Below are 13655 nucleotides of genomic sequence, written 5' to 3'. Positions count from 1 at the left end.
AAAGGAGTTTATATATCATGAGAAAACCAATTATCGCAGGTAACTGGAAAATGAATAAAACAGTTCAAGAAGCAAAAGACTTTGTTAATGAACTTCCAGCATTACCAGATACTAATGAGGTAGATTCAGTAATTTGTGCACCAACTTTACAATTAGATGCACTTGTTAACTTAACTAAAGAAGGCGTAGCACAAGGCTTACAAATTGGTGCGCAAAATGCATACTTTGAAGATAATGGTGCTTTCACTGGTGAAACATCTCCAGCAGCACTTGAAGATTTAGGTGTTAAGTATGTCGTTTTAGGACATTCTGAACGTCGTGAATACTTCTACGAAACTGACGAAGATGTTAATAAAAAAGCATTAGCTGTATTTTCTCATAATATGACACCAATTATTTGTGTTGGTGAAACATTAGAAGAAAGAGAAGCAGGTAAAGCTGAATCAGTAGTAGGTGGTCAAGTTGAAGCAGCACTTAAAGGCTTCACAGAAGATCAAGTTAAAGCGACAGTAATCGCTTATGAACCTATCTGGGCAATTGGTACTGGTAAATCTTCTACTTCTGAAGATGCTAACCAAATGTGTGCACACGTACGTAACGTTGCTGCAGGTGCTTTCTCTCAAGAAGCTGCTGATGCTTTACGTGTACAATACGGTGGTAGTGTTAAACCAGAAAATATTAAAGAATATATGGCTCAATCAGATATCGATGGCGCATTAGTTGGCGGCGCTTCATTAAAAGTTGATTCATTCGTAGCATTATTAGAAGGTGCTAAATAATGGCTAAACAACCAACAGCACTTATCATTCTTGATGGTTTTGCTAATCGTGAAGAAGAGCATGGTAATGCGGTAAAACAAGCCAACAAACCAAATTTTGATAGATATTACAACAAATATCCACATAACGAATTATCAGCATGTGGTTTAGATGTAGGTCTACCAGAAGGTCAAATGGGTAACTCTGAAGTAGGTCACTTAAACATTGGTGCAGGAAGAATTGTTTATCAAAGTTTAACTAGAATCAATAAATCAATTGAAGATGGCGATTTCTTTGAAATTGACGCACTTAAACAAGCAATGGATCACGTTGTAAAAAATGATTCAACGCTACATTTAATGGGACTTCTATCAGATGGTGGTGTTCACAGTCACTACAAACATCTATTTGCATTATTAGAATTAGCCAAAAAACAAGGTGTTAAAAAAGTTTATGTTCACGGATTCTTAGACGGACGTGACGTTGATCAAAAATCAGCACTTAAATATATTGAAGAAACTGAAAATAAATTTAAAGAGCTAGGTATTGGTCAATTCGCTTCTATTTCTGGTCGTTATTACGCTATGGATAGAGATAAACGTTGGGATCGTGAAGAGAAAGCTTATGATGCAATGTCTAATGGCGTTGGACCTGTATATGCAACTGCAGTTGAAGGTGTAGAAGCTAATTATCAAGAAGGTCTAACAGATGAATTTGTTGTTCCATTTATCGTTAAAGACGAAGAAAAAGGTGTGGAAAACACTGGCGTAAATAGCCATGACGCTATGATATTCTTTAACTTCCGTCCAGATAGAGCAGCACAACTTAGCCAAGTCTATACAAATGAAAAATTCGAAGGTTTTGAAATTAAACGTAAACTTGATGATTTATTCTTTGTTACTTTTACAAACTATAGTGATGATGTTATTGCCGAAGTTGCTTTTAAACCAGTTGATATTAAAAATACAATCGGTGAAGTAGCTGAGAAAAATAATTTAAATCAATTAAGAATTGCTGAAACAGAAAAATTCCCTCATGTTACTTATTTCATGAGTGGTGGTAATCATGCAGAGTTTAAAGGTGAAAGAAGAGTATTAATCGATTCACCAAAAGTCGCAACATACGACTTGAAACCTGAAATGAGTGCATATGAAGTAAAAGATGCTTTAATCAGTGAGTTAGATAAAGGTGATTTAGATTTAATTATCTTAAACTTTGCGAACCCTGATATGGTTGGTCATAGTGGTATGCTTGAACCAACAATTAAAGCAATTGAAGCAGTTGATGAATGTTTAGGTGAAGTTGTTGATAAAATTTTATCAATGAATGGTACAGCTATCATTACAGCAGACCATGGTAACTCTGATGAAGTGTTAACAGATAACGAATCACCTATGACAACTCATACAACAAACCCAGTTCCTGTTATTGTGACAAAAGAAGGGGTAGAAGTAAGAAGTGGAGGTCGCTTAGCAGACTTAGCACCAACACTTATAGATTTACTTGGAGTAGAAAAACCAGAAGATATGACTGGTGAATCATTAATTAAATAATAAATTATAAATTTATAAAGGAGTTTTAATTATGCCAATTATTACAGATATTTATGCACGCGAAGTATTAGACTCTCGTGGTAATCCAACAGTAGAAGTAGAAGTATTAACTGAAAGCGGTGCTTTTGGTAGAGCTTTAGTACCATCAGGTGCTTCAACAGGTGAATATGAAGCAGTAGAATTACGTGACGGAGACAAAGATCGTTACTTAGGTAAAGGTGTTCTTAAAGCTGTAGAAAACGTTAACGAAATCATTGCACCTGAAATCATTGAAGGTGAATTTTCAGTATTAGAACAAGTTTCTATCGACAAATTAATGATCGCTTTAGACGGTACACCAAACAAAGCTAAATTAGGTGCTAATGCTATCTTAGGTGTTTCTATCGCAGTAGCTCGTGCTGCAGCTGACTTCTTAGGTCAACCATTATACAAATATCTTGGTGGATTCAACGGTGTTCAATTACCAGTACCAATGATGAACATTGTTAACGGTGGTTCTCACTCAGATGCACCAATCGCATTCCAAGAGTTCATGATTTTACCAGTAGGTGCTGAATCATTCAAAGAAGCTTTACGTTGGGGAGCAGAAATCTTCCATAACTTAGCTAAAATCTTAAAATCTCGTGGTTTAGTAACTGCAGTAGGTGACGAAGGTGGTTTCGCTCCTAAATTTGAAGGTACTGAAGACGGTGTTGAAACAATTTTAGAAGCAATCAAAGCAGTTGGTTTAGAACCAGGTAAAGATGTATTCTTAGGATTCGACTGTGCAGCATCAGAATTCTACGAAAATGGCGTATACGACTATGCTAAATTCGAAGGTGAAAATGGTGCTAAACGTTCTTCTGAAGAACAAGTAGACTTCCTTGAAGAATTAGTAAACAAATACCCAATCATCACTATCGAAGATGGTATGGATGAAAATGACTGGGACGGCTGGAAACTTCTTACTGACCGTATCGGCGACCGCGTACAATTAGTAGGTGATGATTTATTCGTAACAAACACTGAAAAATTATCTGAAGGTATCGAAAAAGGTATCGGTAACTCAATCTTAATTAAAGTTAACCAAATTGGTACTTTAACAGAAACATTCGAAGCAATCGAAATGGCTCAAAAAGCTGGTTACACTGCAGTTGTATCACACCGTTCAGGTGAAACAGAAGATACTACAATCTCTGATATCGCAGTTGCAACTAATGCTGGCCAAATCAAAACAGGTTCATTATCAAGAACTGACCGTATTGCTAAATACAACCAATTATTACGTATCGAAGACGAATTATTCGAAACAGGTAAATTCGAAGGAATCAAAGCTTTCTATAACTTATCAAAATAATTGAGCATATAAATAAAATGGTTCACATAAAGCCCAAAAGATGTCATCACATCTTTTGGGCTTTTTATAGTTGTAATAGAAATTTTGGTAGGTAAGGCAGGTTAGAGTTTGATAGAGAAAATGGATAGAGGAAGGTTGGAGCGGTCGGAGCAGTTGGGGGAGTATCAGAGTATCGGGAGATGTGAGTTAAAAATGGAGTAAACCCACAAGATTGGTTAAGATGTGAGTTAAAGAAGTAGTAAACACACATCATTTCAAAATTTAAAATGATTATATAGGAATGAGCACTTTTGATTACTTAAAAATCATCCAAATCGTAGCTTAACTATCGAATAAAGCCAAGAGATGGCCTAAGTCATGGCTTAACTTTTTAATAAAGCCAAGAGATCCTACTCTACACAATTTAATCCACACACTATATACCTCCCATCTCCCACATCACCCAATAAATTCTTTAACGCTTTAAATCAATAATATTTTATCATTTCATTCTATTTGAAAATGTTCTATAATAGAGGCAATGAATTTTATAGGAGGATCATAATGACGATTAATTTAAAAAGTGCAAAATCACCTTGGTCTAGTTTAGATGGTGTGGATCAATTAACTCTTCATCCTATTAAAAAAGCATTCAATAAAGAAGTGATGATTCCAGGTAGTAAGAGTGTGACGAATCGTGCTTTTATTTTGGCTGGTTTTAGTAAGGGTACTTCTAAATTATCTGGATACTTAAAGAGTGATGACACATACTGGTGTATGGAAACAATTAAAAAACTAGGTGCTACTGTTGAAGCTGTAGGTGATGAACTTCATATTACAGGTATTAATCGTTCAGAGTTACCTGAGAAACAACAAGTATTTATTGGTTCTGCTGGTACAACGGCTCGATTCTTACCAGGTATTTTAGGTACTCAAGAGAAAAGTGAAATCACAATTACTTCAACTGAACAACTTGCTGGTAGACCTCATAAGACTTTACACGATGCGTTAAAACAATTAGGTGTTAAACTAACGTATCTTGAAAAGGAAGGTCAGTTACCTGTGACAATCAAAGGTGCACCAGAAACGGGCGGAAAAGTTTCAATTGCTGGTAATCAATCAAGTCAATTTATAAGTGGTTTATTAATGGCGGCACCTTTATTTAACAAACCAACTGAAATTGAACTTACGACTAAGATTGTTCAAAGCGCCTATGTGGATATTACAATTGAAATGATGAAACAATTTGGCATACATGTAGATGTATCAGATGATTATACACATATGAAAGTAGAACAAGGTGAGTATGAAGCGGCTACTCTACCATTAGAAGCTGACTTATCAACAGCATGCTATTTCATGGCATTAGCAGCACTTAATAAGTCTAAGATTAAAATTAATCATTTAAATATGGAAAGTCATCAACCTGATTTAGAAGTTGTCGATATTCTTGAAAAAATGGGTGCAACTGTTGAAAAAGGTACTGATTATGTTGTGATTTCTGGTCCTGAACAATTAAAAGGGAACTTAACAATTGATATGAATGCTTGCTCAGACCAAGCTTTAACAATTGGTAGTTTAGCTGTATTTGCTGATGGTCCAATTACAATTACAGGTGTAGAACATATACGTCATCATGAATGTAATCGTGTAACTGCATTAACAGAAAGTTTAACAAAATTAGGTATTGAAGTTACTGAACATCAAGATGGGTGGACTATCACACCGGGTGATGTTAAGCCAACAACATTAGATACTTATGATGATCACCGTGTTGCAATGTCTTTAAGTTTAATGGGGACTAAAGTAGATGGGATTAAATTATTAGACCCTTCATGCGTATCAAAGACTTGTCCAACATATTTTGAAATGTTAGCATCGTTAGGTATATTGGTTGAGTATCATTAATGAAAACTTGAGTGCATATTGTAAATATGCTATAATGCTACTGTTATAATAGACAGGAGGACCGAGTCCATGCATACATTTTTAATTGTCTTATTAATCATCGTTTGTATTGCATTGATTACCGTCGTATTACTTCAAGAAGGTAAGAGTACTGGTTTATCTGGTGCAATTAGTGGCGGAGCAGAACAATTATTTGGAAAACAAAAACAACGTGGAATAGATTTAATTTTACACAGAGTTACAATTATTTTAGCAATTTTATTTTTCTTATTAATGTTAGCAATTACTTACTTCAAAATGTAGTGGTCCGACTGTATTGTCGGACTTTTTTATTTATATACAAGTAAAAAAACGATACAATAGAACTAGATTATGTTAAAGGATGGTCATTCATGAGAATTCAATTACCTAAACCTTTCTTTTTTGAAGAAGGAAAAAGAGCAGTATTACTTTTACATGGATTTACAGGTAATTCATCAGATGTTAGACAATTAGGACGTTACTTACAGAAAAAAGGGTATACATCATATGCTCCGCATTATGAAGGTCATGGTAGACCACCAGAAGAGATATTGGAATCAAGTCCATATGTATGGTTTAAAGACTGTTTAGATGCATATGATTTTTTAGAAGAAAAAGGATATACTGAAATAGCAGTAGCTGGATTATCATTAGGTGGCGTCTTTAGTTTGAAATTAAGTTTAAACAGAGATGTAAAAGGTATTGTAACTATGTGCTCACCTATGTATATAAAAACTGAAGGCACGATGTTTGAAGGTGTATTAGATTATGCTAGAGAATTTAAAAAGTATGAAGGCAAAACACCTGAACAAATTGAAGAAGAAATGAAACATTTTCATCCTACGAATACTTTGAAAGATTTACAAGAAACAATTCAAGGTGTGAGAAATCAAGTAGACGAAGTATTTGATCCATTGTTTGTTGTACAAGGTAAACTAGATGAAATGATTAACCCTGATTCAGCTAATATTATTTATAATGAATCATCTTCTGATGACAAAAATATTAAATGGTATGAAGAATCTGGTCATGTTATAACAATCGGACAAGAAAAAGAACAAGTATTTGAAGACGTATATCAATTCTTAGAATCATTAGATTGGTCCGAGTAACACACATAATATAAAAGAGAAAGGAGGCCCACTATGAATCTAAGAGAAGAAGTTGAAGAAATCATCAATGATAAAGAATACAGTCCTATGACAGTAAGTGAATTTCAAGATGTAATGGGACTTAGTAATGCTGATTCATTTAAAGAATTAATTAAAGTTCTAGTTGATTTAGAACAGACGGGTCAACTAGAAAGAACAAAAACGGATAGATATAAGAAGAAAAGTAACAAATCAGACCTTGTAAAAGGTACTTTGAGTCAGCACAAAAAAGGATTTGCCTTTTTAAGACCTGAAGATGACACAATAGAAGACATCTTTATCCCACCTAATCAGATTAATAAAGCGATGGATGGCGATGAAGTATTAGTAGAAGTTGTGCCATCTCGTGGAGATCATAAAGGTAAGATTGAAGGTAGAGTTAAAGCAATTACGACACGTAATATTACGCAAGTCGTTGGTACTTATACAGAAGCGAAACATTTCGGTTTCGTATTACCAGATGACAAACGTATTACACAAGATATCTTTATTCCTAAAGGTAAAAATCTTGGTGCAATTGAAGGTCACAAAGTACTAGTAGAAATTACAGAATATGCTGATGGTACACATAATCCAGAAGGTCATGTTAAAGCGATTCTAGGTCATAAGAATGATCCAGGTGTCGATATTTTATCTATCATATATCAACATGGTATTAATATTGAATTTCCTGATAATGTTATTCAAGAAGCTGAAAATGTACCAGATCAAATTAGTCCAGACGAAATTAAAGGTAGAAGAGATTTAAGAGACGAACTTACAATCACGATAGATGGTGCAGATGCGAAAGATTTAGATGACGCTGTCTCTGTAAAAGCTTTAGACAATGGTTTAACAGAACTTACAGTTAGCATTGCTGATGTCAGCTACTATGTAACAGAAAATAGTGAGTTAGACAAAGAAGCATATGACAGAGCAACAAGTGTATATCTTGTCGATAGAGTAATTCCTATGATTCCGCATAGATTAAGTAATGGTATTTGTTCATTAAACCCTCATGAAGATAGATTAACATTGAGTTGTAGAATGGAAATAGACCAACAAGGTGAAGTCATTAGACATGATATCTTTGAAAGTGTTATTCACTCAGATTATAGAATGACATATTCAGATGTAAATGCCATTATTGAAAATGACGATCAAGAAATTCGTGAAAAGTATTCAGAAATTACACCAATGCTTGATTTAGCACAACAACTATCAAAACAATTAATCGCTAAACGTAAAAGACGTGGGGAAATTGATTTTGATATTAAAGAAGCACAAGTATTGGTAGATGAAGATGGTATACCTACAGACATTAAAGTGAGAGAAAGAAATGATGCAGAGCGATTAATCGAAAGCTTTATGTTATCTGCTAACGAAACAATTGCTGAACACTTTAGTAAACTCGAAGTGCCATTTATCTATCGTGTCCATGAGAATCCAAAAGCAGAAAGATTAAACCAATTCTTTGAATTTATTTCAAACTTTGGACTTGCTGTTAAAGGTTCAAGTGAAGACATACACCCTGCAACATTACAGAAAATTGTAGAAGAGGTTGCTGGACAGAAAGAAGAAATGGTTATTTCTACTTTAATGTTAAGAAGTATGCAACAAGCTAGATATAGCGAAGATAATTTAGGTCACTTTGGTTTGTCAGCAGATTACTATACACATTTCACATCGCCAATCAGAAGATATCCTGACTTGATCGTGCATAGATTAATTCGTAAATATTTAATTGAAAAATCTATGAACAGTAAACAAATTAGACATTGGGAAGAAATGTTGCCAGATATCGCTGACCATACTTCTAAACGTGAGCGTAGAGCAATTGACGCTGAACGAGATACAGATGACTTGAAGAAGTCAGAGTATATGATTCAACACGTTGGAGAAGTGTTTACAGGTATTATCAGTTCAGTAGCGAACTTTGGTATGTTTGTAGAGCTAGAGAACACAATTGAAGGTATGGTTCATATCTCTAACTTAACAGATGACTACTACAACTTTGATGAGCGTAATATGGCAATTATAGGTGAGCGCCAAGCTAAAGTATTTAGAATTGGTGACAAAGTCGAAGTTAAAGTAATTAATGTTAACGTTGATGAGCGTATGATTGATTTTCAAATTGTTGGTATGCCAATAGCTGAAAAGAATAGAGAACGTTTAGCAAGAGAAAAAACAATCAAAGCTAAAAAACGTGGTACAGCTAAAGAACAAGATAAACCTAATAAGCATAAAAAAGGTAGAGCTAATGGTAAACAAGGCGGCAATCAAGGTAAACAAGGTAAGAAAGATAAAAAGCCTTATTACAAAGCAAAAGCTGTGAAAAACAAAGCAAGACGAAAGAAAAAATAGAAAGTAGGTGATGGATGTGCCAAAAGTTCAAAGTAAACCATTAGCACAAAATCGTAAAGCAAGCCATGATTACACAATAGAAGATACGGTTGAAGCGGGTATTGTACTTCAAGGTACTGAAATCAAATCCATTCGCCGAGGTAGTGCAAACTTAAAAGATTCATATGCGCGTGTATTTAATGGAGAAATGTATGTATATAACATGCATATCGCGCCATATGAAGAAGGTAACCGATTTAATCATGATCCATTGAGAAACCGTAAATTACTTTTAAAAAGAAAAGAAATCGATAAACTCTTTGGTATTACAAGAGAAAAAGGGTATGCATTAATCCCACTTAAACTCTACATTAAAAACGGTTACTGCAAAGTTCTTTTAGGAGTAGCTAAAGGTAAACGTGACTATGATAAGCGACATGCATTAAAAGCAAAAGAAGCAAAGCGTGACGTTGAAAGAGCAATGAAACAACGATATTAAGTAATTTGTATTGAAAAATCAATCAAAAATTGTTAAGATTAAATATACTTCTGTTAAAAGGAAGTATATTTCTTATTGAGGGGACGTTACGGATTCGACAGGGGTCCCCGAGCTTATGAAGCGTGTCGGAGGGTTGTCTTCGTCATCAACACAACAGTTATAATAACTGGCAAACAAGATAATTTAGCAGTAGCTGCGTAATAGCACTCTGCATCACCTAACCGCATCGCCTATGTGCCGTTAACGTGATTCAACTTAAGTAGGATACGCTCGTCACTGCCGTTTGAAGTCTGACGAGAAGAGATTAATCAAGCTAGCATTGTCTTCGGGTGTCAGTCCCCTGAGACAACGCGAAACCTTAACGACTAGACTACACACGTAGAAACATTTGTATCAGGATCTCTGGACGCGGGTTCAACTCCCGCCGTCTCCATATTTCACCCCATATATGACGGGGTTTGACCTAACAGGTGTCAAAAAGGTGTCAAGAGAATAATTCTCTTACTTTTTGACCCTGTTTTTTTATATTCATCAAGTAAATGTGAGAAAGTATCAAGTATTTGTGAAATTGTTTCATGTCCCAATCCCTTACTAATATATTCAACAGGCCGCAGCTAAAAAGAAACCAGGTTTAAACGCAACAGCATTACCATCATCAAATAATATATTAGCAGGTCAATATATCAACTTCTTCTCAGTAACTAAAAAGATGGCTACTGGTGGGCAGAGTTTGAATACCCAACCAATACTAAGGCTGGTTTTCTTTATTGTACATTAGGATCTAGTACACACAAAGATGAGAGGTTAGAAAAAGAAACAAAATTATGGTTTAACTTGAAGACTACAAGCCAGAAATAGGTGTGATATAATTTTATAAGAGAAGCATTTTTTGCTTCTCTTAATTTTATTTAAAGGAGCAAAATTAAGTGAAAACTAAAATATTCAGTTTTATATTTGTTATTTTATTATCGTCTTCAACGTTATTTGAAGTAAATGCAGCAGAAATTCCTGTGCAAAATAATGATAATAGTAATTTAAGTACTAGATTTTATGTAGATACATATGCGAGTGGAACATCAAAAACTAAAAACCAAGCTATAGGTTACATAAATTCTTTAGAGGGTAAAGGTTGGGATTTTGATGGATACTATGGATGGCAATGTTTTGATTTAGTAAACTATTATTGGAACTATTTATATGGTCATGGTTTAAAAGGCGCTTATGCAAAGGACATACCATTTGAAAATAATTTTAATGGTGAGGCAACTGTATATAAAAATACACCAAGTTTTATTGCACAGCCAGGTGACTTAGCAGTTTTTAATAGTAATTATGGTCAAGGAGCAGGTCATACTTCAATTGTGACGAATGGTAATATTGATGGTAATTTGTTGAAGTTCCAAAGCTTAGATCAAAATTGGTATGGTGGAGGATTAAACAAAACCGAAGTAGCCCAAAGAGTCAATCATAACTATGATACAGAAATGTGGTTTATAAGACCGATGTTTAATAATAATTCGACAAGTGGTTGGCAACAAAACCAATATGGTACTTGGTTTAAATCAGAGTCAGCAACATTTACATCTAACACTTTAATTATTAAGAGGTATGATGGTCCTTTTAGAAGTATGCCACAGGCTGGAAGTATTACTTCAGGTCAATCAGTAAAATATGATGAAGTATGTTTACAAGATGGACATGTTTGGGTAGGTTATACAGATAGTAAAGGCAAACGTACTTATATCCCAATACGTACATGGAATGGAGTAAATCCACCAAATCACGGAGTTGGTTCGTTATGGGGTACAATAAAATAATTTATTATGGTTTAACTTGAAGACTACAAGTAAAAAGTAGTATTATAGATTTACTCTATTTAGTTTAACCACTAGGTAGTTCATACACACAAACTCCACTTCTTTTACGCAGAGTGGGGTTATTTTTTGTTATAGTATTCATAGCAACCTTTTGGTTACAAATGAAATAGTATAAAACCCTATCTGGTCGTAAACTAGCTAGGTTTATCTATATGAAAGTAATAAATTATTTCATAAAAGAAATTTTCCGAAATTAAAGTTATAAAAAAAGTTAATAGGGTATCTACTTATTATATCTTTTAATTGGGAGTGGTGTTATGAGCCAAGTTTTGATTGCTTTAAAGGGAAATAATTATTTTTTAGCTAATGAGGACTTAACTGAATTATATGATAAAGTAAAAAACATAAAAAATTCTAAGGAGAAAGCTGTATTAGTATTTGGGAGATTTGTAAACAGTGATGAACAAAATTATGATAATGGTAGTCATACAACAGCACTTCTGATGGTGGATAAAATAATAGGATGGAGAACTTTAGATTAATATAAGTCATTCTGTTATTAAATTATGAATCATTCTGAAATTAACTAATTATTTTTGTTTATTAGGTGAAGAAGTGGGTATTTATAACTTGTATCTATAATGTATACAAGTATAGTTGAAGGGACCAATTTTATGAAAGAAATTAACTATCAAGATTTAAGTGATGATTTATTGTATGTTTCTACATTATTAAATCAAAAATTAAATGGAGACTTCAATAATGATGTAGAAATAGCGATATTAGAAGATTGCATTACTAAATTAAAAAGCACTATTATACAAAGTCCTGATTTTAAAAGAAAAGTGTGATTGAGTATGCTAAACTAACTTTAGACATATTAAACACATATGACTGCGAGCCTGCTTATATAAATAAGTAGGTTTTTAATTTCAATAAATAATTTTAATGATACAATAATTATAGTTTGAATCTATTATCTCCGTTTTAGATTTAAACTCATATTTAAAAATCCTTTGCACCTCACAAATAAGTGGGGTGTTATTTTAAAAAATGCAAGGTTGGTGTGCTTATGAAATTAGGTAAATATAAAATTGATTCTGTTTGGTCAAGTATTATAGGTGGATTTTTTGTTGTATCAGTATTCTTTCCATTTATGTGGGTTTCTATTTTAGTTTTACTTGTTTTTGCGATTAAGAAAGATAATGAATGATTAATTTATCATTAAACTTATATTATATTTGAAATTCAAGTTGCAAGCGAAATTACCCTTTGTAACACCTTGTGATATATCTGTACTCAATAACACTTTCTTACCATTCTCTGACACCTCTAACTTATTAATCTCACATTCAATCGTTTTATAATACCCATCTTCACAATACTTAATTGTAGCTGGTGCATCATAAAATAATTTTTGTGCGAACACATCGTTCAAATCACGTAAAGCTAATTTATCGAACACAGGCTTATCTACTTTGTTTTGGTCTTCGATAAAACCGTTAATCGTTTTATATTGTTGTGACATCGTCGCGAATGACACCCACTTAATCATCTTAAGTCATTCTGGGATATTACTATTCAAATACTTTTTAGGTATCTTACGATAATCCGTTTCATACTTATAAGGCTCTGGCATACTATGAGTAATGATTTTTAATTTAAACATCTTACGTATAATTAGTAATTTTATTATTCGAACAAAGATTCTTTTTTTGTAAAGTTGATTTATTCGCTCAAGTGTCAAACGCATATTAATTTAGTTATGATTAGTGATATTTCTATACAAAGTTAAATTCTTATAAACGTTAAACTTACAACATTTTACTACCATTTACATACACTAAAAAAGGATGCCGTCTACATTATATAGCCTATAACCCTTGTGGTTATGGGCTTTTTATTTTTCACTTCCTAGTTACGCCCCAACATATAAAAATACACCCAAGATCACATTAGATTTTAGAGTGTAACAATTATAAATATTTTACTATTTCTTTTCGTGTACTAGGGTACAATGGAAATTTTAGTGAAGAATAGAAGGTTCAACTCAAGCTTCATATGAAAGTTCTAAAGGAATTCAAAATGGAAAAGCAGACAAAGACCAACTAGCAGAAAGGTATCAATCATGGGTTAATACTGGTTTAATGACTTAAGAAGAATTAGTGAATTAACCAACCAACCTCCCACTACGTGAGGTTTTCTTATAAGGAGGAATAATGATAGAAAGGAAAAATTTCTATAAATGTTAGAATTTTGAGTGATATATATTATGTTTTGTGATACTAATCACAATTGTTTATTCTTATGT

At 33.4% G+C, this 13655-nt stretch carries 13 protein-coding genes, 1 other RNA gene and 2 pseudogenes; 14 read left to right on the top strand and 2 right to left on the bottom strand.

The window, feature by feature from the left end; genetic code table 11:
• Window positions 1–17 precede the first annotated feature (17 nt).
• The 9 genes from tpiA to ssrA all read left to right on the top strand — a co-directional run bounded on the left by tpiA (window position 18) and on the right by ssrA (window position 9963).
• Window positions 18–779: a triose-phosphate isomerase gene (gene tpiA / locus ACJTHF_RS02035; protein WP_232156575.1), complete on the top strand. Its 762-nt coding sequence runs from the start codon at window positions 18–20 to the stop codon at window positions 777–779.
• A complete protein-coding gene (gpmI, locus tag ACJTHF_RS02030) occupies window positions 779–2311 on the top strand; it encodes a 2,3-bisphosphoglycerate-independent phosphoglycerate mutase (protein ID WP_048539901.1) in 1533 nt (510 codons plus the stop codon). The genes tpiA and gpmI overlap by 1 nt, the downstream gene beginning before the upstream one ends.
• Before the next feature lie 31 nt (window positions 2312–2342).
• On the top strand, window positions 2343–3647 hold the full coding sequence (eno, locus tag ACJTHF_RS02025) for a surface-displayed alpha-enolase (protein ID WP_025904549.1): 1305 nt from the start codon (window positions 2343–2345) through the stop codon (window positions 3645–3647).
• Window positions 3648–4190: 543 nt separating this feature from the next.
• Window positions 4191–5534, top strand: a complete 1344-nt coding sequence (gene aroA, locus ACJTHF_RS02020; RefSeq protein WP_078355527.1) for a 3-phosphoshikimate 1-carboxyvinyltransferase — start codon at window positions 4191–4193, stop codon at window positions 5532–5534.
• A gap of 69 nt (window positions 5535–5603) precedes the next feature.
• Window positions 5604–5837 carry a preprotein translocase subunit SecG gene (gene secG / locus ACJTHF_RS02015; RefSeq protein WP_025906376.1) on the top strand — a complete coding sequence of 78 codons (234 nt, stop codon included), beginning with the start codon at window positions 5604–5606 and terminating at the stop codon, window positions 5835–5837.
• An 89-nt stretch (window positions 5838–5926) separates the two neighbouring features.
• A complete protein-coding gene (locus tag ACJTHF_RS02010; RefSeq protein WP_058591602.1) occupies window positions 5927–6667 on the top strand; it encodes an alpha/beta hydrolase in 741 nt (246 codons plus the stop codon).
• A 33-nt stretch (window positions 6668–6700) separates the two neighbouring features.
• On the top strand, window positions 6701–9049 hold the full coding sequence (rnr, locus tag ACJTHF_RS02005) for a ribonuclease R (protein WP_058591601.1): 2349 nt from the start codon (window positions 6701–6703) through the stop codon (window positions 9047–9049).
• A 16-nt stretch (window positions 9050–9065) separates the two neighbouring features.
• Window positions 9066–9527, top strand: a complete 462-nt coding sequence (smpB, locus tag ACJTHF_RS02000; RefSeq protein WP_025906370.1) for an SsrA-binding protein SmpB — start codon at window positions 9066–9068, stop codon at window positions 9525–9527.
• Between the two features lie 79 nt (window positions 9528–9606).
• Window positions 9607–9963: a transfer-messenger RNA gene (gene ssrA, locus ACJTHF_RS01995) on the top strand.
• A 48-nt stretch (window positions 9964–10011) separates the two neighbouring features.
• Here the strand turns inward: ssrA and ACJTHF_RS01990 are convergent.
• Window positions 10012–10135: pseudogene (locus tag ACJTHF_RS01990) on the bottom strand (site-specific integrase); the annotation flags it as partial.
• A 507-nt stretch (window positions 10136–10642) separates the two neighbouring features.
• Here ACJTHF_RS01990 and ACJTHF_RS01985 point away from each other — a divergent pair.
• From ACJTHF_RS01985 to ACJTHF_RS01965, 5 genes and pseudogenes are all read left to right on the top strand, one after another.
• A pseudogene (locus ACJTHF_RS01985) lies at window positions 10643–11029 on the top strand (CHAP domain-containing protein); the annotation flags it as partial.
• Window positions 11012–11344 carry an SH3 domain-containing protein gene (locus tag ACJTHF_RS01980; protein ID WP_308858441.1) on the top strand — a complete coding sequence of 111 codons (333 nt, stop codon included), beginning with the start codon at window positions 11012–11014 and terminating at the stop codon, window positions 11342–11344. The pseudogene ACJTHF_RS01985 and the gene ACJTHF_RS01980, both read left to right, overlap by 18 nt.
• A 317-nt stretch (window positions 11345–11661) precedes the next feature.
• Complete coding sequence (locus ACJTHF_RS01975) at window positions 11662–11886, top strand: hypothetical protein (protein ID WP_058591600.1); 225 nt, start codon at window positions 11662–11664, stop codon at window positions 11884–11886.
• A gap of 132 nt (window positions 11887–12018) precedes the next feature.
• The gene (locus ACJTHF_RS01970; protein ID WP_153653758.1) at window positions 12019–12195 is read left to right on the top strand and encodes a hypothetical protein; all 177 of its coding nucleotides are present in this window, start codon (window positions 12019–12021) and stop codon (window positions 12193–12195) included.
• Window positions 12196–12416: 221 nt separating this feature from the next.
• Entirely contained in the window at window positions 12417–12557 is a 141-nt protein-coding gene (locus ACJTHF_RS01965; RefSeq protein WP_167401695.1) for a hypothetical protein, read from the top strand.
• Here the strand turns inward: ACJTHF_RS01965 and ACJTHF_RS01960 are convergent, their stop codons facing one another.
• Window positions 12558–12899, bottom strand: coding sequence for a YolD-like family protein (locus ACJTHF_RS01960; RefSeq protein ID WP_058615334.1), 342 nt, complete (start codon window positions 12897–12899; stop codon window positions 12558–12560).
• Between the last annotated feature and the right edge of the window lie 756 nt (window positions 12900–13655).

This window comes from Mammaliicoccus sp. RAM2 (assembly GCF_045897195.1).
Classification (GTDB): domain Bacteria; phylum Bacillota; class Bacilli; order Staphylococcales; family Staphylococcaceae; genus Mammaliicoccus; species Mammaliicoccus sciuri.
Note: the sequence above shows the minus strand (reverse complement) of the source record. Positions and strands in the feature narration are given on the sequence as shown.